Annotated in this window: 19 protein-coding genes; 14 read left to right on the top strand and 5 right to left on the bottom strand. The window is 55.5% G+C overall.

Annotation, left to right across the window (positions count from 1 at the left end):
* Positions 1-10 precede the first annotated feature (10 nt).
* From lepB to acpS, 6 genes are all read left to right on the top strand, one after another.
* Positions 11-985, top strand: coding sequence for a signal peptidase I (gene lepB, locus GJ746_RS18780; protein WP_154681551.1), 975 nt, complete (start codon positions 11-13; stop codon positions 983-985).
* 225 nt (positions 986-1,210) lie between these two features.
* Positions 1,211-1,891, top strand: coding sequence for a ribonuclease III (gene rnc / locus GJ746_RS18775; protein ID WP_004104573.1), 681 nt, complete (start codon positions 1,211-1,213; stop codon positions 1,889-1,891).
* Positions 1,888-2,793 (top strand): GTPase Era, encoded by a 906-nt coding sequence (era, locus tag GJ746_RS18770; protein WP_004104571.1) that lies wholly within the window; start codon positions 1,888-1,890, stop codon positions 2,791-2,793. Before rnc ends, era begins: the two co-directional genes overlap by 4 nt.
* A 198-nt stretch (positions 2,794-2,991) precedes the next feature.
* Complete coding sequence (gene recO / locus GJ746_RS18765) at positions 2,992-3,729, top strand: DNA repair protein RecO (RefSeq protein ID WP_154682774.1); 738 nt, start codon at positions 2,992-2,994, stop codon at positions 3,727-3,729.
* 11 nt (positions 3,730-3,740) lie between these two features.
* Positions 3,741-4,472: a pyridoxine 5'-phosphate synthase gene (pdxJ, locus tag GJ746_RS18760; RefSeq protein WP_154681550.1), complete on the top strand. Its 732-nt coding sequence runs from the start codon at positions 3,741-3,743 to the stop codon at positions 4,470-4,472.
* The gene (gene acpS, locus GJ746_RS18755; protein WP_154681549.1) at positions 4,472-4,852 is read left to right on the top strand and encodes a holo-ACP synthase; all 381 of its coding nucleotides are present in this window, start codon (positions 4,472-4,474) and stop codon (positions 4,850-4,852) included. Before pdxJ ends, acpS begins: the two co-directional genes overlap by 1 nt.
* 30 nt (positions 4,853-4,882) lie before the next feature.
* Here the strand turns inward: acpS and GJ746_RS18750 are convergent, their stop codons facing one another.
* Entirely contained in the window at positions 4,883-5,143 is a 261-nt protein-coding gene (locus GJ746_RS18750) for a YfhL family 4Fe-4S dicluster ferredoxin (RefSeq protein ID WP_154681548.1), read from the bottom strand.
* A gap of 170 nt (positions 5,144-5,313) precedes the next feature.
* Positions 5,314-6,162, bottom strand: coding sequence for a MurR/RpiR family transcriptional regulator (locus GJ746_RS18745; RefSeq protein WP_154681547.1), 849 nt, complete (start codon positions 6,160-6,162; stop codon positions 5,314-5,316).
* A gap of 210 nt (positions 6,163-6,372) precedes the next feature.
* Between GJ746_RS18745 and yfhb the strand changes: the two genes are divergently transcribed.
* Together yfhb and tadA are read left to right on the top strand one after the other, a co-directional pair.
* Positions 6,373-7,008 carry a phosphatidylglycerophosphatase C gene (gene yfhb / locus GJ746_RS18740; protein WP_154681546.1) on the top strand — a complete coding sequence of 212 codons (636 nt, stop codon included), beginning with the start codon at positions 6,373-6,375 and terminating at the stop codon, positions 7,006-7,008.
* Positions 7,009-7,066: 58 nt separating this feature from the next.
* A complete protein-coding gene (gene tadA, locus GJ746_RS18735) occupies positions 7,067-7,573 on the top strand; it encodes a tRNA adenosine(34) deaminase TadA (protein WP_227852692.1) in 507 nt (168 codons plus the stop codon).
* Here the strand turns inward: tadA and mltF are convergent.
* A complete protein-coding gene (gene mltF / locus GJ746_RS18730) occupies positions 7,570-9,186 on the bottom strand; it encodes a membrane-bound lytic murein transglycosylase MltF (RefSeq protein WP_154681544.1) in 1,617 nt (538 codons plus the stop codon). The two genes, tadA and mltF, sit on opposite strands and share 4 nt — an antisense overlap.
* Positions 9,187-9,360: 174 nt before the next feature.
* Between mltF and purL the strand changes: the two genes are divergently transcribed.
* The 5 genes from purL to glnB all read left to right on the top strand — a co-directional run bounded on the left by purL (position 9,361) and on the right by glnB (position 17,693).
* Positions 9,361-13,248 (top strand): phosphoribosylformylglycinamidine synthase, encoded by a 3,888-nt coding sequence (gene purL / locus GJ746_RS18725; protein WP_154681543.1) that lies wholly within the window; start codon positions 9,361-9,363, stop codon positions 13,246-13,248.
* Between the two features lie 561 nt (positions 13,249-13,809).
* On the top strand, positions 13,810-15,240 hold the full coding sequence (locus tag GJ746_RS18720) for a sensor histidine kinase (protein WP_154681542.1): 1,431 nt from the start codon (positions 13,810-13,812) through the stop codon (positions 15,238-15,240).
* A 20-nt stretch (positions 15,241-15,260) separates the two neighbouring features.
* Positions 15,261-15,965, top strand: a complete 705-nt coding sequence (gene qseG / locus GJ746_RS18715; protein ID WP_154681541.1) for a two-component system QseEF-associated lipoprotein QseG — start codon at positions 15,261-15,263, stop codon at positions 15,963-15,965.
* Entirely contained in the window at positions 15,952-17,289 is a 1,338-nt protein-coding gene (glrR, locus tag GJ746_RS18710) for a two-component system response regulator GlrR (RefSeq protein ID WP_154681540.1), read from the top strand. The genes qseG and glrR overlap by 14 nt, the downstream gene beginning before the upstream one ends.
* A gap of 65 nt (positions 17,290-17,354) precedes the next feature.
* Positions 17,355-17,693: a nitrogen regulatory protein P-II gene (glnB, locus tag GJ746_RS18705; protein WP_002914032.1), complete on the top strand. Its 339-nt coding sequence runs from the start codon at positions 17,355-17,357 to the stop codon at positions 17,691-17,693.
* A 56-nt stretch (positions 17,694-17,749) separates the two neighbouring features.
* Here glnB and hmpA read toward each other — a convergent pair whose 3' ends face one another.
* The gene (hmpA, locus tag GJ746_RS18700; protein ID WP_154681539.1) at positions 17,750-18,940 is read right to left on the bottom strand and encodes an NO-inducible flavohemoprotein; all 1,191 of its coding nucleotides are present in this window, start codon (positions 18,938-18,940) and stop codon (positions 17,750-17,752) included.
* Positions 18,941-19,263: 323 nt separating this feature from the next.
* Between hmpA and glyA the strand changes: the two genes are divergently transcribed.
* Complete coding sequence (gene glyA / locus GJ746_RS18695) at positions 19,264-20,517, top strand: serine hydroxymethyltransferase (protein ID WP_015370305.1); 1,254 nt, start codon at positions 19,264-19,266, stop codon at positions 20,515-20,517.
* 57 nt (positions 20,518-20,574) lie between these two features.
* On the opposite strand, the gene GJ746_RS18690 is transcribed toward glyA, so the two are convergent.
* Entirely contained in the window at positions 20,575-20,997 is a 423-nt protein-coding gene (locus GJ746_RS18690) for a DoxX family protein (RefSeq protein WP_154681538.1), read from the bottom strand.
* Positions 20,998-21,036: the final 39 nt, after the last annotated feature.

Raw genomic sequence — 21,036 nt, 5'->3', positions numbered from 1 at the left:
AGGAGTTGTCATGGCGAACATGTTTGCCCTGATCCTGGTCATCGCTACTTTGGTGACGGGTCTGTTGTGGTGCCTGGATAAGTTTATCTTTGCGCCAAAACGTCGCGAAAGTCAGGCTGCTGCGCAGGCGGCGACCGGCGACCAGTTGGACAAGAAAACGCTGAAAAAGGTTGGCCCGAAACCGGGCTGGCTGGAAACCGGCGCTTCGGTATTCCCGGTTCTGGCAATTGTGCTGGTGGTGCGCTCATTTATTTATGAGCCCTTCCAGATCCCATCCGGATCGATGATGCCGACCCTGCTGATTGGCGATTTTATTCTGGTGGAGAAGTTTGCCTACGGCATTAAAGATCCGATTTACCAGAAAACGCTGATCGAAACCGGGCATCCGAAACGCGGTGATATTGTCGTTTTTAAATATCCGCAGGATCCGCGCCTGGATTATATTAAGCGCGCCGTCGGCTTACCGGGCGATAAAGTGACCTACGATCCGATTGCTAAACAGGTCACTATCCAGCCGGGCTGTAGTTCTGGTCAGGCCTGCGGTAACGCACTGCCGGTGACGTACTCCAACGTGGAGCCGAGCGACTTTGTTCAGACCTTCTCCCGCAGCAACGGCGGGGAAGCGACCAGCGGTTTCTGGCAGCTGCCGAAAGGCGAAAACAAGGCTGACGGTATCCGTCTGACCGAACGTAAAGAGACGCTGGGCGAGGTGACCCACCGTATTCTGACCGTGCCAATCGCTCAGGATCAGGTAGGAATGTATTACCACCAGTCCGGGCTGCCGCTGGCGACCTGGATTGTGCCGCCGGGACAATACTTTATGATGGGCGACAACCGCGATAACAGCGCTGACAGCCGTTATTGGGGCTTTGTGCCGGAAGCGAATCTGGTGGGTAAAGCGACCGCAATCTGGATGAGCTTCGAAAAACAGGAAGGTGAGTGGCCTACCGGCGTACGTTTATCGCGTATCGGTGGTATCAAGTAATTTTTCCTGCTTTATTCGCGCTGTCGTTGCATTAACGGCAGCGCGAATTATTTAATATTTAAATCCATTCAAACTAACGACATCCCCTGTCGTTGCGTATAGAATATCCCCCCGAAGTTTTAGGTTGTCTCTCGTAAGATTGACACAGCACACGAAACCGCGTTGGTTGTTACTCAGGTCGGTTTCGTGTGCTGCATTTTTGACGCATTCATCTATTGGTAACGCATGAACCCCATCGTAATTAATCGGCTTCAACGGAAGCTGGGCTACACTTTTCATCATCAGGAGCTGTTGCAACAGGCATTAACTCATCGCAGTGCCAGCAGCAAACATAATGAGCGCCTGGAGTTTTTAGGTGACTCAATATTGAGCTTTGTTATCGCAAACGCGCTTTATCATCGTTTCCCTCGGGTAGACGAAGGCGATATGAGCCGTATGCGCGCGACGCTGGTGCGAGGCAACACGCTGGCAGAAATTGCCCGCGAGTTCGAATTAGGTGAATGTCTGCGTCTTGGGCCGGGTGAATTGAAAAGCGGGGGCTTTCGCCGTGAATCCATACTGGCGGACACCGTTGAAGCTTTAATCGGTGGGATTTTCCTCGACAGCGACATTCAGAACGTTGAGCGCCTTATCCTCTCCTGGTACCAGAGCCGCCTGGACGAAATCAGTCCTGGCGATAAGCAAAAAGATCCAAAGACGCGCTTGCAGGAATATCTACAGGGGCGTCATCTGCCGCTGCCGTCTTACCTGGTTGTTCAGGTTCGCGGTGAAGCGCACGATCAGGAATTTACTATCCACTGCCAGGTTAGCGGCCTGAGTGAACCGGTGGTTGGCACGGGTTCTAGCCGTCGTAAGGCGGAGCAGGCTGCCGCCGAACAGGCGCTGAAAAAGCTGGAGCTGGAATGAGCGAAGAAAAAAACTACTGTGGCTTCATAGCCATCGTTGGTCGTCCAAACGTGGGCAAATCCACGTTGCTGAACAAGCTGCTCGGGCAGAAGATCTCTATCACTTCCCGAAAAGCGCAGACGACGCGTCACCGTATTGTCGGTATTCATACTGAAGGCCCGTATCAGGCGATCTACGTCGATACTCCGGGTCTGCATATGGAAGAAAAACGCGCGATTAACCGCCTGATGAATAAAGCGGCGAGCAGCTCTATTGGCGACGTGGAGCTGGTTATCTTTGTTGTTGAAGGTACCCGCTGGACGCCGGACGACGAAATGGTGCTCAATAAGCTGCGCGACGGTAAAGCGCCGGTGATTCTGGCGGTAAACAAAGTCGACAACGTGCAGGAAAAAGCAGATCTTCTGCCGCACCTTCAGTTCCTCGGCAGTCAGATGAACTTCCTTGATATTGTGCCGATTTCCGCGGAAACCGGGCTGAACGTGGATACCATCGCCGGTATCGTGCGTAAGCACCTCCCGGAAGCGATTCACCACTTCCCGGAAGATTACATTACCGATCGTTCTCAGCGCTTTATGGCTTCGGAAATTATTCGCGAAAAGCTGATGCGTTTCCTTGGCGCCGAGCTGCCGTATTCCGTCACCGTCGAAATTGAGCGTTTTGTGACCAATGAACGCGGTGGTTACGACATCAACGGTCTGATTCTGGTTGAGCGTGAAGGGCAAAAGAAGATGGTGATTGGCAACAAAGGGGCCAAAATCAAAACCATCGGTATCGAAGCGCGTAAAGACATGCAGGATATGTTTGAAGCGCCGGTTCACCTTGAGCTGTGGGTGAAAGTGAAATCCGGCTGGGCTGATGACGAACGCGCGCTGCGCAGTCTCGGTTACGGCGACGATCTCTAAGTTTGGATACTCTATGGCTTTCGAGGTGCAGGACAAAACACAACGTGTTTTGAACAGCGCTTGCGCTGGCTCCGAAGGCGCGAGGCCAGAGGCTGAGTCACGCGGCAAGGCCGCAAGCCCCCGGGAGCTTACTTCAGTAAGTGACTGGGGTGAGTGGGCGCAGCCAATCCACCTGCGGCTTGAAAGACGACGAGTATGATGGAAGGCTGGCAACGCGCTTTCGTACTGCATAGTCGTCCCTGGAGCGAAACCAGCCTGATGCTGGACGTTTTCACGGAAGAATCCGGCCGCGTGCGCCTTGTTGCAAAAGGCGCGCGTTCCAAACGCTCCAACCTCAAAGGCGCTCTTCAGCCTTTTACCCCCTTGCTGCTGCGCTTTAGCGGGCGCGGTGAAGTGAAAACGCTGCGCAGCGCTGAGGCCGTCTCGCTGGCGCTGCCCCTCAGCGGCATCACGCTCTATAGCGGTCTCTACGTCAACGAATTGCTCTCCCGCGTGCTTGAGCATGAAACCCGTTTTTCCGAACTGTTTTTTGATTATCTGCACTGTATTCAGTCTCTGGCTGGCGCCAGCGGCTCGCCGGAGCCAGCGCTACGGCGTTTTGAACTGGCGCTGCTCGGGCACCTTGGATATGGCGTTGATTTTCTCCACTGCGCCGGCAGCGGAGAAGCGGTTGACGATGCAATGACCTATCGTTACCGTGAAGAAAAAGGTTTTATCGCCAGCGTGGTTATTGATAACAGCACCTTTACCGGGCACCATCTTAAGGCTCTGGCGAGCCGAGAATTTCCGGACAGCGATGCGCTGCGCGCGGCAAAGCGTTTTACCCGTATCGCCCTGAAGCCCTATCTTGGCGGCAAGCCGCTAAAAAGTAGGGAGCTTTTTCGTCAGTTTTTGCCCGCGCGGGCAGCGCGTGCCGATAAAACAAATAACGATTAACGAGGATTGTCATGGCTGAATTACTGTTAGGGGTCAATATTGACCACATTGCGACATTACGCAACGCTCGCGGTACCGCTTATCCGGATCCGGTACAGGCAGCCTTCATCGCTGAACAGGCCGGCGCTGACGGTATTACCGTCCATCTGCGCGAAGATCGCCGTCATATCACCGATCGCGATGTCCGTATTCTGCGCCAGACTCTCGATACCCGTATGAATCTTGAGATGGCGGTAACGGAAGAGATGCTGAGTATTGCCTGCGAGACAAAACCACATTTCTGTTGCCTGGTGCCGGAAAAACGCCAGGAAGTAACCACGGAAGGCGGACTGGACGTGGCGGGTCAGCTTGAGAAAATGCGTGATGCCTGTAAACGTCTTGCCGATGCAGGTATCCTGGTGTCCCTGTTTATTGACGCTGATACCGCGCAAATTAAGGCTGCGGCGGAGGTAGGCGCGCCTTATATCGAAATTCATACCGGCTGCTACGCTGATGCGCAAACGGATGCAGAGCAGGCAAAAGAGCTGGAGCGGATTGCCAAAGCGGCAACCTACGCCGCCAGCCTGGGGCTGAAGGTCAATGCCGGTCACGGTCTGACCTACCATAACGTTAAGGCTATTGCCGCCCTGCCGGAAATGCACGAACTGAATATCGGCCACGCGATTATTGGTCGTGCGGTGATGAGCGGTCTGAAAGAGGCGGTTGCGGAGATGAAGCGCCTGATGCAGGAAGCTCGCGGCTAATGGCGATTCTCGGACTGGGTACTGATATAGTTGAAATTGCCCGTATTGAGGCGGTGGTCGCCCGCAGCGGCGATCGTCTCGCCCGTCGCGTACTCAGCGATAACGAGTGGGCGATATGGCAACAGCATCAGCAGCCGGTCCGTTTTCTGGCTAAGCGTTTCGCGGTCAAAGAGGCGGCGGCCAAGGCGCTTGGCACCGGAATTCGCAACGGGCTGGCGTTTAATCAGTTTGAGGTTTACAACGACGAGCTGGGCAAACCAAAACTACGCTTATGGGGTGAAGCGCAGAGCCTGGCTGAGCGCCTGGGCGTAAGCAGCATTCATGTAACGCTGGCCGACGAGCGCCACTATGCCTGCGCTACGGTTATCATCGAAAGCTAGATTTATACAGCTACGCCCATCCCGGCACTATCAAAGCTTGTCCGCGTGGTGCATAAGGACAAATTTATCCCACAGCTGTTCTTCATTTTCGTTATGTGCCGGGTCTTTCAGGATGGTGTTTGGGATCGGGCACACCTTCTGACAGGTCGGCGTATCATAATGGCCGACGCATTCGGTGCAGCGGTCGCTGTTAATTTCATAAATGCTCTCACCCATGGATATGGCCTCATTCGGGCACTCTGGCTCGCACATATCGCAGTTGATGCATTTTTTGGTGATTAACAGCGCCATCAGGAAATTCTCAGAAACAACACAAACGGGGCGGGCATTATACGCCCATTTTCTGCTCAGGCCAGCTCTTTTCTGCCGCTGATTGTCTTTCCACCATGTAGAAATTTTTGCTCGCCTTGAGCAAATGAGAGTTTGTTTCCTGCTTCTAAAAGCCGGTAAGACGCTCGGGATTACACCAGCTTTTTCACTAGCGCCTCGCTATGGCGAATACGCTCCGGAGCATGCTCAAGATCCTGCTGCACCAGTCCCATAAACAGGAGATCGGTCAGCATCATTTGCGCGCTGGTGGAGGAGATCGCGGCGCTGCGCGTGGCCTGCTCTTCCGCAATAGTATACAGGCACAGCGTCGCCTGCTGCTGAAGGGCGTTGGGATTAAATCCGGTGATGGCCAGGATCTGGCTTCCTACGCGTAGCGCTTCACCGGCCGCCATGTTGATCTCGCGCCGCTCGCCGGAGTAGGAGATAGCCAGCAGCAGATCGTCCGGCGACATCGCCTGTACCGTCGCCAGCAGAGCGTGCATATCCTGTTCCGAAACGGCGTTGATACCGATTTTCATCAGCTTCCAGCTAAAGTTTCGCGCCACCAGGCCCGAAGCACCGATGCCGGTAATAATGACCCGGCGCGCATGGCGCAGCAGCGTGACGGCTTCCAGCAGTTTCTCTTCAGCGTTGACGTCCAGCGAGGCGTGCATTGCCGCGATGTTATCCTTAATTAGCTTTTCGCCTACCAGCCGCAGAGGATCGTCGCCGCGAATCTGGTTATGTACCGGCACGGACTGCGGCGTGGCGGCGCTTGCCAGCGCCTCGCTTAACGCCAGTTTTAACGCCGGAAAACCTTTGAATCCCATCTTCTGCGCAAACTTCACTACGCTGGACTGGCTGACGCCGGCTTCGCCCGCCAGCTGCTGCGAGCTGAGATGGCGGGTTTGATCTGGTTGAGCCAGAATGAAATCGGCCAGTTTTTTATCGCTTGCTGCCAACGTCGGGTAGCGCTGGCGAATACGGGTCAAACAGTTCATAGCGGCTCCGGAGGACAGCTTCACCCTCGGCTGAAAGAATTTTGTATTCGATTATAAGAGGATTATTGCGAATTAAAAATTCTATGCCTGAGATTTCTCGGCAAAAGCGTTTTCTTAATCCGGGGTTAACAAACAGCACATGTTTTCTCTACCGTCGGCATAAGGCTGTTAAGCTATTGGTAATCGGGCGATCGTTCATGGGAGAGGGTTTTGAATAGCAGCACGCGGAGAGTGGTTTTTTTTGATCTGGATGGAACATTGCATCAGCAGGATATGTTCGGCAGCTTTTTGCGCTACGTCTTGCGCCATCAGCCGCTGAATACGCTGCTGGTGCTTCCTTTATTACCCGCGATCGCAGCCGGGCTGATGTTGTTCGGCCGTGCCGCGCGCTGGCCGATGAGCCTTTTACTCTGGGCTTCAACCTTCGGGCGCAGCGAACGTCACCTTAAACGCCTGGAGGCAAACTTTGCCCTCTGGTTTCGTCAACACGTCACCGCATTTCCGGTTGTTCAGGCGCGGCTCAATAACTATCTGACCAGCACGGATGCGGACGTCTGGCTGATTACCGGCTCGCCGCAGTCGCTGGTTGAGCAGGTTTATTTTGATACCCCCTGGCTGCCGCGGGTGAATCTGATCGCCAGCCGGATGGAGCGTCGTTACGGCGGCTGGGGATTAACTCTTCGCTGTCTCGGCAATGAAAAAGTGGTGCAGCTGGAACAAAAAATTGGCGCTCCGCTGCGATTGTATAGCGGCTACAGCGACAGCGAGCAGGACAACCCGCTGCTCTATTTTTGCCAGCACCGCTGGCGCGTAACGCCACAGGGCGATCTTCAGCAGTTAGAATAGTGTGTAATACATAGCGCCCATGTATAATGCGCCCCGCTTTTCTGCAGGAGTGCCCGCTTTGTCTGACCATGAATTAAATGATGAATACTGGATGCGTCACGCTTTGACGCTGGCGAAACGCGCCTGGGAAGAGGGCGAAGTGCCGGTCGGCGCCGTGCTGGTGCGTAATCAACAGGTCATCGGCGAGGGCTGGAACCGGCCAATCGGCCGCCACGATCCCACCGCACACGCGGAGATTATGGCGCTGCGTCAGGGCGGGCTGGTGCTGCAGAACTACCGCCTGATTGACGCAACGCTGTATGTTACCCTCGAACCCTGCGTGATGTGCGCCGGTGCGATGGTGCACAGCCGTATTTCCCGCCTGGTATTCGGCGCCAGAGATGCGAAAACCGGAGCCGCCGGATCGCTTATCGATGTGCTGCACCATCCGGGGATGAACCATCGGGTAGAGATAACGGAAGGCATTATGGCTGAGACCTGTTCCGGTATGCTAAGTGATTTCTTTCGCTGGCGGCGCGAAGAGAAAAAAGCGCTGAAGAGAGCCAACCGGCAAGCTGAAGGTTAGTGTTCTGAGCCCGGAATTTTCAATTTCGCGTTATCAACCAGCTTTTCGGCGCGAAAGGTGAAATAGGGCATGGCGTACTGTTCTGCTCTATCCAGCTCATCCGGCATGACCGCCGGATAGTGTTCGCCTAAAGCGGCTATCTGGGCATCTTTTCGCTCTTTTTCAGAAAGATAACCCACGAGGCTGATATGATATTTACGGATGTTTTCGACGTAGGCGTAGGCTTCATGCCCGCGCGCGAAACCGTATTTTAGACGGCTGTAGTAGTTTTTCTGGCTTAGCAGCGGCAGACGCTGCTTCACATCGGCCCAGCTGTTCGGGTTGCCTTTCTGCTTTTTCGTCAAGGCTATCGCGTCAAGCATATGCGCGTAGCCCATATTATAAGCCGCCAGCGCGAACCAGATTCGCTCGTCCTGAGGGACCGACTCCGGTACTTTGCTCATCATATCCTGTAAATAACGCATACCGCCGTCAATGCTTTGCTCGGCGTCGGTGCGGTCGGTCAGGCCCAGGCTTTGAGCGGTGTTACGGGTTAGCATCATAATTCCGCGAACGCCTGTCGGGGAGGTGGCCTGCGGATCCCAGTGTGATTCCTGCCACGAAATAGCCGCCAGCAGTCGCCAGTCTATCTGTCTGGCATATTTTTCAAACATCGGCTGCAGGTCCGGGAGAGTGCTTTCCACAGCGCGCAGGAAGGTACGGGTATCCACATAATCAAAATCGTTACCGTGGCCTAAATATTTCTCCTCGAGCCTCGCCAGGGTGCCGTCTTCATTAATGTTATTGAAGAAATCGAGCATCGCCGCCGACAGAGAATTATCCTCGCCTTTTTTGCTAAACCAGGTGACCGGCTGTTCGTCGCTGATATCAAGCGCGACGGCGAGTTCAGGATGAACGCGCTGAAACAGACTGATGGCGACGGAATCGGCGACGGTATAGTCGAGCTTGCCGTCGATAACCGCCTGCATCAGCGCTGTCGTTCCGCGTTTTTCGTCCACGCGCCAGTCGAGGTCGGGATATTTTTGTTCTTTCAAGGTTTGCAGATCGTTTACCGCCACGTGGCCGGGAGCGATGGCCAGCTGTTCGGCAGTAAGGTTTGCCAGGGTACGCGGACGCAGGCTGCCCTTACGATAAACCAGCTGTTGTGAAACGGAATAGTAGGTTGGCCCAACCTGATAGTTTTTCACCCGCTCGGAGTTGTAGACCAGACCGGCTGCCAGCATGTCGGCTTTACCTTCATCAAGGTCGTCGAACAGCTGGCTGATATTCTGCCTGACGGTGACTTTTAGCTCTACGCCGAGGTAGTCGGCAAACTGCTGCGCCAGCTCATAATCAAAACCGTAGGTTTTGTCATTGATGGTCGCGAAGGTCATTGGCGAATTAATCGTACTGACGCGCAGCTCTCCGCGCGCCATGATCCCCGCAACGCGGTTTTCTGGTTTCCCCGTCCACGGGATAGACGGCCACAGGGCAGCCGCCAGCAGGAGGGTAACAATGCCGATGAGCAGATAATTAATCTTTAATTTTTTCAGATAGTTAATCTTCTGCAGCTTGGTGTTCCTCAGCAGACTATGACCGGAAAAAGTTAATGGTTGTTGTTGAATGAGCGGCATTTTGCTTAAGAATGCGTCAGTTGGCAACTTATTAGCGAGATGAGTCACATTAATTGATAAACCCTGGCAATCATTTTATTTATACGCAAACGGTTTCGTCGGGGCACAGGATTCACTATAATGGCGCCCGTTTCCCCCCTGGCTCACCATGAAAGCTTCGAAGACGAGAGACTTATGATGGAAATTTTGCGTGGTTCACCTGCACTGTCGGCATTCCGTATCAATAAACTGCTGGCACGTTTCCAGGCGGCCAACCTTCCGGTAAGCACGATATATGCCGAGTACGTTCATTTTGCCGACCTTAGCGCCCCGCTCAGCGGCGACGATCGCGAGAATCTGGCAAGGTTGCTCAAGTATGGTCCGAACTTAAGCAGCCATACCCCAACCGGTAAGCTACTGCTCGTCACTCCTCGTCCCGGCACTATCTCTCCCTGGTCTTCTAAAGCTACCGACATCGCCCATAACTGCGGCCTGTCTCAGGTGGTGCGTCTGGAGCGCGGCGTCGCGTATTACGTTGAAGCGAGCAGCCTGAACGATGAACAATGGTCGCTGGTGGCGGCTGAACTGCATGACCGGATGATGGAAAGCGTGTTTGGCGCGTTGGACGAGGGAGAGAAACTTTTCGCCCATCATCAGCCAACTCCGGTAACCAGCGTTGATCTATTGGGCCTGGGGCGTCAGGCGCTGATTGACGCCAACCTTCGTCTGGGGCTGGCGCTGGCGGATGACGAAATCGACTATCTGCAGGATGCCTTCCAGAAGCTGGGACGCAATCCAAATGATATCGAACTTTACATGTTTGCGCAGGCCAACTCTGAGCACTGCCGACACAAAATTTTTAACGCCGACTGGGTCATTGATGGCGAAAAACAGCCAAAGTCGCTGTTCAAAATGATCAAGAACACCTTCGAGAAAACCCCGGAGTATGTGCTGTCTGCCTATAAAGATAACGCCGCGGTCATGGAAGGTTCGGCCGTTGGTCGTTACTTTGCCGATCACGAAACCGGCCGCTACGACTTCCACCAGGAAGATGCGCATATTCTGATGAAGGTCGAGACCCATAACCACCCGACGGCTATTTCTCCATGGCCGGGCGCGGCGACCGGTTCTGGCGGCGAAATTCGCGATGAAGGCGCCACCGGACGCGGCGCGAAGCCAAAAGCCGGTCTGGTGGGCTTCTCGGTTTCCAACCTGCGTATTCCGGGATTTGAACAGCCGTGGGAAGAGGATTTCGGCAAGCCTGAGCGTATCGTAACCGCGCTGGATATCATGACCGAAGGTCCGCTGGGCGGCGCGGCGTTTAACAACGAATTTGGCCGTCCGGCGCTGAACGGCTATTTCCGTACTTATGAAGAGAAGGTGACCAGCCACAACGGCGAAGAGCTGCGCGGCTATCACAAGCCTATTATGCTGGCGGGCGGTATCGGTAACATCCGCGGCGAACACGTGCAGAAGGGCGAGATTGTTGTCGGCGCGAAGCTGATTGTTCTCGGCGGACCGGCAATGAACATCGGTCTCGGCGGCGGGGCGGCCTCTTCAATGGCGTCCGGCCAGTCTGACGCCGATCTGGATTTTGCATCCGTACAGCGCGACAACCCGGAGATGGAACGTCGTTGCCAGGAAGTTATCGACCGCTGCTGGCAGCTGGGCGAGGCTAACCCGATTCTCTTTATCCACGACGTCGGCGCGGGCGGTTTATCGAACGCCATGCCGGAGCTGGTCAGCGACGGCGGGCGCGGCGGTAAATTCCAGCTGCGCGATATTCTCAGCGATGAGCCGGGCATGAGTCCGCTGGAAATCTGGTGTAACGAATCCCAGGAACGCTATGTTCTGGCGGTCGCGCCGGAACAGCTACCGCTGTTTGATGAGCTGTGCCGCCGCGAACGCGCGCCGTACGCGGTCATTGGTGAGGCCACCGAAGAGCTGCATCTGAGCCTCGACGATAGCCATTTTGACAATCGACCGATTGACCTGCCGCTTGATGTGCTGCTGGGCAAAACGCCAAAAATGACCCGCGATGTGCAGACTCAGAAAGCCCAGGGCCAGAGTCTGGTACGCCAGGAAATCACTATTGCCGACGCGGTAAATCGCGTGCTGCACCTGCCGACGGTCGCGGAGAAAACTTTCCTCGTCACCATCGGCGACCGTACAGTCACCGGTATGGTGGCGCGCGATCAGATGGTAGGTCCGTGGCAGGTCCCGGTGGCTAACTGCGCGGTGACAACCGCCAGCCTCGATAGCTACTACGGCGAAGCAATGTCAATTGGTGAACGTGCGCCGGTCGCGCTGCTGGACTTTGCTGCTTCTGCCCGTCTGGCGGTCGGCGAGGCGCTGACCAACCTTGCGGCGACGCAGATTGGCGCGCTCAATCGCGTCAAGCTGTCGGCAAACTGGATGGCCGCAGCCGGTCACCCGGGCGAAGACGCCGGTTTATATGAAGCGGTAAAAGCGGTTGGCGAAGAGCTGTGTCCGGCTCTGGGACTGACTATTCCGGTGGGCAAAGACTCTATGTCGATGAAAACCCGCTGGCAGGAAGGTACTGAACAGCGCGAGATGACTTCTCCGCTGTCGCTGGTGATTTCCGCTTTTGCCCGTGTGGAGGATGTGCGCCGCACCGTAACTCCGCAGCTCTCCACCGAAGATAACGCCCTGCTGCTGATTGATTTAGGCAAGGGCAACAATGCGCTGGGCGTGACCGCGCTGGCGCAGGTTTACCGCCAGCTTGGCGATGTCACCGCCGACGTTCGCGATGTTGCTCAGCTGAAAGGCTTCTGGGACGCGATGCAGGCGCTGGTGGCTGAAGGTAAGCTGCTGGCCTGGCATGACCGCTCTGACGGCGGCCTGCTGGTGACGCTGGCCGAAATGGCCTTTGCCGGTCACTGCGGCGTCAACGTTGATATCGCGGCGCTCGGCGAGGATCGCCTGGCCGCGCTGTTTAACGAAGAGCTTGGCGGCGTGATTCAGGTTCGTGCCGCCGATCGTCAGGCGGTGGAAGCCACGTTGGCTGCTCATGGCCTGGCGGATTGCGTTCACTATCTTGGCCAGGCTACGGCGAGCGATCGCTTCGTCATCGAGGCCGACGGTCATCCGGTATTCAGCGAAAGCCGTACCACGCTGCGTATGTGGTGGGCGGAAACCACCTGGCAGATGCAGCGTCTGCGCGATAACCCGGAATGCGCTGACCAGGAGCACAACGCGAAAGCCAACGATGCCGATCCGGGCCTCAACGTGAAGCTCTCCTTTGATATCAATGAGGATATCGCTGCGCCTTATATTGCCACCGGCGCGCGTCCTAAGGTCGCAGTTTTGCGCGAGCAGGGCGTAAACTCTCACGTTGAAATGGCGGCGGCGTTCCATCGTGCCGGCTTTGATGCCATCGACGTGCATATGAGCGATCTGCTGGCGGGCCGTACCGGTCTTGCTGATTTCCACGCGCTGGTAGCCTGCGGCGGCTTCTCTTACGGTGACGTTTTAGGTGCAGGTGAGGGCTGGGCGAAATCGATCCTGTTCAATGAGCGCGTTCGCGACGAGTTTGCCACCTTCTTCCATCGTCCGCAGACCCTGGCGCTGGGCGTGTGCAACGGTTGCCAGATGATGTCTAATCTGCGCGAGCTGATCCCGGGAAGCGACCTGTGGCCGCGCTTTGTGCGTAACCAGTCGGACCGCTTTGAAGCGCGCTTCAGCCTGGTTGAAGTCACTCAAAGCCCGTCTCTGCTGCTGCAGGGAATGGTAGGTTCGATGATGCCGATTGCCGTATCTCACGGTGAAGGCCAGGTGGAAGTCCGCGACGGCGCGCATCTTGCGCAGCTTGAGAGTAAAGGCCTGGTGGCGCTGCGCTTCGTCGATAACTTCGGTAAGGTCACGGAAAACTACCCGGCTAACCCGAACGGTTCGCCGAACGGTATCACCGCGGTAACCAGCGAAAGCGGGCGTGCGACTATCATGATGCCGCATCCGGAGCGCGTTTTCCGAACCGTATCGAACTCCTGGCACCCGGAAAACTGGGGCGAAGACAGCCCGTGGATGCGTATTTTCCGCAACGCGCGCAAACAGCTGGGCTAACCCGTTTATCAGTCGTGTTGAGCCTCCTGCCTGGCAGGAGGCTTTTTTGTTTGTGATGCTCATCGGTAAATGGTGTCGGGGATCGCCGACAAATGCGTTAAAGCAGTGTCTCCAAATGGAGACATATAACTTATTGATTTGAATTGATATAAATACATCATTCATCTGGTGTTGCTAATTAACGACACTCCGGGCAAAAAACGATCGCAATCATCAAAGCAATATAATGGTTTAAAACATTTATATTTCAATTGGTTAATAAATTATTTTGTATTATGGCATAGTTCGTGCATAATTACAGGCAGTGGCTCATTCACCTTCTTATGTCAGCCCCTTCGGGAAGCGCTACATAAACTTCGAATGACGCACAAACAGGTGCCTGCCGTCCAACTCCTGATAACAGCTCAGCTTTATCAGCCATCGGGCGAAACGTCGAGTAAGGCACCGCCTCATTTCTGAATAAAGCCAGGCTCAAAGTAGCCTGGCTTTATTATTTCTGGCGTAGATGTTTATTGCGTCCTCAGTTAGCATCGTCATGGGCTAATGATTGAGACACTACCCTTGAAGCGACTTTCTCTTTTTCCTCGTTCGCTGCGCCAGTTGGTTACGCTATCCTTTGTGCTGATCCTGCTCCCGCTGCTGGTGCTGGCGTGGCAGGCGTGGCAAAGCCTCAATGCGCTCAGCGCTCAGGCAGCGCATATTAACCGTACCACCCTCATTGATGCCCGCCGCAGCGAAGCGATGATAAACGCGTCGCTGGAGATGGAGCGCAGCTATCGACAGTATTGCGTTCTGGACGACCCCACGCTGGCGCGGGTCTACCAGAATCAGCGCCAGCGTTACAGTGAAATGCTCGAAGCCCACGCGGGCGTACTGCCTGATGAGAAAATCTGGCAGGCGCTGCGTCAGGATCTCGACGATCTGGCCGAACTGCATTGTACAAATAGCGGTCCGGCGGCGAAATCAGCGACCAGACTGGAAGCTTTTGCCTCGGCGAATAGCGACCTGGTGCAGGCGACCCGAACGGTAGTCTATTCGCGCGGTCAGCAGCTGCAGCAGGAAATCGCCGAGCGTGGCCAGTTCTTTGGCTGGCAGGCGTTAGTGCTGTTTTTGCTCAGCCTGGCGCTGGTGCTGCTGTTCACCCGCATGATTATCGGCCCGGTAAAGGGCATTGAAAGAATGATCAACCGGCTGGGCGAGGGGAAATCGCTGGACGATGCCGCGCTGTTTACCGGTCCGCGCGAACTGCGTTCGGTCGGCAAACGTATCATCTGGCTGAGCGAACGCCTTGCATGGCTGGAGTCCCAGCGTCATCAGTTCCTGCGCCATCTCTCCCATGAGCTGAAAACCCCGCTGGCCAGCATGCGCGAAGGAACGGAGCTGCTTGCTGATCGGGTAGCCGGGCCGCTGACGCCAGAACAGCAGGAGATCGTTGAAATTCTGGACAACAGCAGCCGCAACCTGCAAAAGCTGATTGAGCAGCTGCTGGACTATAACCGCAAACAGGCCGATGGCCCGATTGCGCGCGAGACGGTCAACCTGGTCGAACTGGTGGAAAACGTGGTTTCCGCCCATAGCCTGCCGGCAAGAGCTAAACTGATGCATACTGAACTACTGCTCAGCGAGCGTTTTTGCGAGGCGGAGCCCGCGCTGTTGGTGAGCGTGCTGGATAATCTCTACTCCAATGCGGTGCACTATGGTGCTGAATCCGGTAACATTCGAATCCATAGCTATCGGCACGGCGAGCAGGTGCGCATTGAGGTCTCTAACGATGGTGAGCCGATCCCGCCCGCAGAGAGAAATATGATTTTTGAGCCTTTTTATCAGGGAAGCCACCAGCGTAAAGGGGCGGTTAAAGGTAGCGGTCTGGGACTAAGCATTGCCCGCGACTGTGTACGGCAAATGCAGGGCGAGCTGAGTCTGATTGATGATAAATCAGGGCTTATCTGTTTTCGTATCACGCTTCCCGTCGCCGAGTCCGGGAAAAAATAACGTATAACTATCGGGTGAATATGTCCCACTTCTTCGCATTTGTCCGTCCCCTGAAGGGATGGCTGCTGTCAGGCATTTTATGCCTGGCGCTGGCGGGATGTTCCGCCTCCACATCACCACACGCCGCGGATGGCAAAACGCTCTCCGCGCTACCGCAGCATCAGGTCGCCGATTTTCTTTCGGTCGAGTGCGCCGATATCTGGAATCTGCAAAGCGAGGCCAGCGATAAAAATCCGCTTTACTGGCTGCGGGGAATTGACTGCGCGGATCGTCTGGCTCCGGTACAGGCGCGTGCGGAGGCTCGCCAGCACAATGCCGACAGCTGGCAGGACGCCTTTAAGCGCGGCATTTTACTGGCTGATGCCAAAATCACGCCCAACGAGCGTCGGGAGCTGGTAGCCAGTCTCGATACCTTTAGTGCGCAAATCGCCGTACAGGTGCGTCCGCTCTATCAGCTCTGGCGCGATGCCCAGAGCCGGCAGCTGCAGCTGATTGACGAGCGTTCCCGCTACGCCAGACTGCAGCAGTCCAGCGACGCGGAGCTGGAGACGTTGCGCCAGCAGGAAATCGAGTTACGCAGCCAGCTGGAACTGACGACCCGCAAGCTGGAGAATCTTACCGACATCGAACGCCAGCTCTCCAGCCGTAAACCCGGCGGGAATTTCAGCTCCGATGCCGGGCACGGCAGCGATAAAGTCCCGGAGGTGGTTCATGACGATCCGTAAACCCGCCCGCCTGCTTCTGGTGGATGACGATCCGGGGCTGCTGAAGCTGCTGGGCATGCGCCTTGTCAGCGAAGGATACAGCGTGCTGACCGCAGAGAGCGGGCCGGAAGCGCTGCGCACGCTGGGCCGTGACAAAGTGGATCTGGTGGTCAGCGATCTGCGGATGGACGAGATGGATGGCCTGCAGCTGTTCAGTGAAATCCAGAAGGTGCAGCCGGGAATGCCGGTGATTATCCTGACCGCACATGGCTCCATTCCGGATGCCGTCGCGGCAACGCAGCAGGGCGTGTTTAGTTTTCTGACCAAGCCGGTAGATAAAGACGCCCTGTATAAGGCGATTGATGACGCTCTGGAGCAGAGCGCGCCGACAACCGATGAGAGCTGGCGGCGGGCGATTGTCACCCGCAGTCCGCTGATGGAGCGCCTGCTGGAGCAGGCCGGAATGGTGGCGCAATCGGACGTCAGCGTGCTGATTAACGGCCAGAGCGGGACCGGGAAAGAGATTGTCGCTCAGGCTATCCATAATGCCAGCCCGCGTCGCGATAAACCATTTATCGCCATTAACTGCGGCGCGCTCCCCGAACAGCTGCTGGAATCGGAGCTGTTTGGTCACGCGCGTGGCGCTTTTACCGGTGCGGTCAGCAACCGTGAAGGACTTTTTCAGGCCGCTGAAGGCGGGACGTTGTTTCTCGATGAAATCGGCGATATGCCGGTGGCGTTACAGGTAAAACTGCTGCGCGTTCTTCAGGAGCGTAAAGTTCGCCCGCTGGGCAGCAACCGCGATATCGACATTGATGTACGGATTATTTCTGCCACCCATCGCGACCTGCCGAAGGCCATGGCGCGCGGCGAGTTTCGCGAAGATCTGTTTTACCGTCTGAATGTGGTAGGTCTGAAAATCCCGCCGCTGGGCGAGCGTACGGAAGATATCCCGCTGTTGGCTAACCACCTGCTGCGCCAGTCTGCCGATCGCCACAAACCCTTTGTCCGCGCTTTCTCAACGGATGCGATGAAGCGTCTGATGGCCGCCAAATGGCCGGGTAACGTGCGCCAGCTGGTGAACGTTATCGAGCAGTGCGTGGCGCTGACTTCATCGCCGGTGATTAGCGACGCGCTGGTGGAGCAGGCGCTGGAAGGCGAAAACACCGCCCTGCCGACGTTTGTCGAGGCGAGGAATCAGTTTGAGCTAAATTACCTGCGCAAGCTGCTGCAGATTACTAAGGGCAACGTGACGCATGCGGCGCGGATGGCGGGGCGCAATCGCACCGAATTTTATAAGCTGTTGTCGCGCCACGAGCTGGATGCAGCCGACTTTAAAGAGTAGCTCGGCATCATCACGCAAGTTATGATACGGTTAGCAACCGGTTACGCGACTAAGACAGGAACACCATGAAAAAGATTGATGCAATTATTAAACCTTTCAAACTGGATGACGTGCGTGAAGCGCTGGCCGAAGTCGGCATCACCGGGATGACGGTAACGGAAGTGAAAGGCTTTGGCCGTCAGAAGGGGCATACCGAGCTGTATCGCGGCGCGGAGTACATGGTGGATTTTCTGCCGAAAGTGAAAATCGAAATTGTCGTTACCGATGATATCGTCGACACCTGCGTGGATACTATTATCCGTACGGCGCAGACCGGCAAAATCGGCGACGGGAAAATTTTTGTTTTCGATGTCGCGCGCGTGATCCGTATCCGTACCGGCGAAGAAGATGACGCGGCGATTTAAGCTGCAAATGGATGGCGGCCCGGCAACTTTCGGGCCGCCTGCATCCGTCTCTTCGGTTACAGCACCTTATGCGGGCCGAAGCACTCGTAATGAATGTTCTCGCTGTTCACTCCCAGCTCTACCAGCTGCTTCGCGGCAAACTGCATAAACGCCACCGGGCCACACAGATAGAACTGCATCTGCGGGTCGCGAATCTGGTCGGCCAGGGCCGATAAATCCAGCAAACCTTCGCTGTTAAACGCGCCGGATTCACGGTCCGCTTCGCTCGGGCTGCGGTACCAGACGTGAGAAGTAAATTTCGGCAGGGCTTCACCCAGCGCCTTAACTTCATCTGCGAAGGCGTGTACGTCGCCGTTTTCTGCCGCATGGAACCAGTTTACCTGCGCCGGATGCTGCGCTTTTGCCAGTACATCCAGCATCGCCAGCATCGGCGTCTGGCCGACGCCGCCGGAAAGCAGCGTGACCGGCGTTTGTGGTTCGACGTTGAGGAAGAAATCGCCTGCCGGTGCGGCCAGATAAATAACGTCGCCTTCTTTCGCTGAATGATGCAGCCAGTTTGAGACCTGACCGCCGTTTTCACGCTTAACCGCGATACGATAGCCTTTGCCATCGGGCTTACGGGTCAGAGAGTACTGGCGAATTTCCTGATGCGGAAAACCTTCCGGCTTCAGCCAGACGGCGAGATATTGACCCGGGTGATAGTCAGCTACCGCGCCGCCGTCTACCGGTTCAAACTCGAAGCTGGTAATGAGCGCACTGCGCGGCGTTTTCCTGACGATGCGGAACGCACGGGTACCTTCCCAGCCGCCGGTTTTGCTGGCGCTTTCGCTGTAGATTTGCGCTTCACGTTTAATAAAGACGTCAGCCAGCACGCCATAGGCCTTTCCCCAGGCATCCAGCACTTCCTGGCCCGGACTGAACAACTCGTCCAGAGTCGCCAACAGGTGGGTACCGACAATGTTGTACTGTTCCGGCTGGATCTGGAAGCTGGTGTGTTTCTGGGCGATTTTTTCAACTGCCGGCAGCAGGGTAGGCAGGTTCTCCAGGTTACTGGCGTAGGCGGCAATAGCGTTGAACAGCGCCTCCCGCTGATCGCCATTGCGCTGGTTGCTCATATTAAAGATTTCTTTGAGTTCCGGATTATGAGCAAACATGCGGTCGTAAAAATGGGCGGTCAGTTTCGGGCCCGTTTCAACCAGCAGGGGAATGGTGGCTTTCACCGTAGTGATGGTTTGCGCGTCGAGCATGGCGGCTTCCTTGTATGTTATCTTAATGATGTATTTTAAATGCATCTTATAAAAATAACCCTGCTTTGTAAATGGTTCTTTAATACTTCGCTTGTGGTGGTTACAAGATGAATTTTTTGCATCACAAACCTGAAAAGAAATCCGCTGGTAATCGAAGGTGCTTTATTGCTCAAAGCCTTGTGTAATGCGGAGCCAATCGTTTGCGTAATTTCCTTTGTCAAGACCTGTTATCACAGAATGATTCAGTTATACTGTGGGCCGTTGTCCAAATGGACCGCCTTTTAAGGCCGAAATTCTATTGTTAGCTGAGTCAGGAGATGCGGATGTTAAAGCGTGAAATGAACATTGCCGATTATGATGCCGAACTATGGCAGGCTATGGAGCAAGAAAAAGTACGTCAGGAAGAGCACATCGAACTGATCGCCTCCGAAAACTACACCAGCCCGCGCGTAATGCAGGCGCAGGGCTCTCAGCTGACCAACAAATATGCTGAAGGATATCCGGGCAAGCGTTACTACGGCGGCTGTGAATACGTCGATATCGTAGAGCAGCTGGCTATTGATCGCGCGAAAGAGCTGTTTGGCGCTGACTACGCGAACGTGCAGCCGCACTCCGGCTCCCAGGCTAACTTCGCGGTCTATACCGCTCTGCTGCAACCGGGCGATACCGTACTGGGTATGAACCTGGCGCAGGGCGGCCACCTGACTCACGGCTCTCCGGTTAACTTCTCAGGCAAACTGTACAACATCATTCCTTACGGTATTGATGAGTCCGGTAAAATTGACTACGAAGACATGGCGAAGCAGGCTCAGGAACATAAACCGAAAATGATCATCGGTGGTTTCTCTGCCTACTCCGGTATTGTTGACTGGGCAAAAATGCGTGAAATCGCTGACAGCATTGGCGCATACCTGTTCGTCGACATGGCCCACGTTGCTGGCCTGATTGCCGCTGGCGTGTACCCGAACCCGGTTCCGCATGCTCACGTTGTGACTACCACTACCCATAAGACCCTGGCGGGCCCGCGCGGCGGCCTGATCCTGGCGAAAGGCGGTAGCGAAGAGCTGTACAAGAAACTGAACTCTGCCGTATTCCCGAGCGCGCAGGGCGGCCCGCTGATGCACGTTATCGCGGCAAAAGCGGTGGCGCTGAAAGAAGCGATGGAGCCAGAGTTCAAGGTTTACCAGCAGCAGGTTGCGAAAAACGCCAAAGCGATGGTCGAAGTGTTCCTGAACCGCGGTTATAAAGTGGTTTCCGGCGGCACTGAGAACCACCTGTTCCTGCTGGATCTGGTGGATAAAAACCTGACCGGTAAAGAAGCGGACGCCGCTCTGGGCCGTGCCAACATCACCGTCAACAAAAACAGCGTACCGAACGATCCGAAGAGCCCGTTTGTGACTTCCGGTATCCGTATCGGTTCTCCGGCAGTAACCCGCCGCGGCTTTAAAGAAGCGGAAGTGAAAGAGCTGGCCGGCTGGATGTGCGACGTGCTGGACAACATCAATGACGAAGCGGTCATTGAGCGCGTGAAGGGTAAAGTGCTGGATATCTGCGCGCGCTTCCCGGTTTACGCGTAATATTGCCTCACTAAGATAAAAAAGGCCGCGATTGCGGCCTTTTTTTGTCTCTGCGGATTACCGACGGTCTAGCGAGATGGCGCCCGGTCCGGTTATCGCCAGCAGCAGGAAGGCGCCGGCGATGCTGACGTTTTTCCAGAAGTTAATCATATTCGGCAATACCGCATCGCCGGTCATATCCCAGTAGTGATGGCCAATCACCGCCGTACCCAGGGTATAGAAAATAAAGATCACCGCCAGCGGGCGGGTAAAAAAGCCCAGCACAATCAGTATCGCCGCAGGAACTTCCATAATGACGGCAATAACGGCCGCCAGCGTTGGCATTGGCGCACCGGAGGAGGCCATATACTGCACCGTACCGCTAAAGCCGAGCAGTTTGGGATAGCCAAAAAGTATAAACAGCACCACGACTGCGATACGTGCAATCAATAGCAGCAGGGCGCGGGAGGAACCAAAATCAAAATAGCGTAGTGTGTTCATGATCAGCTCGTTATGAGAGACGTGTGATTTAAACGTAAT

The sequence above is a fragment of the Klebsiella oxytoca genome, assembly GCF_009707385.1.
In the GTDB taxonomy this organism is placed as follows: domain Bacteria; phylum Pseudomonadota; class Gammaproteobacteria; order Enterobacterales; family Enterobacteriaceae; genus Klebsiella; species Klebsiella oxytoca_C.
Note: the sequence above shows the minus strand (reverse complement) of the source record. Positions and strands in the feature narration are given on the sequence as shown.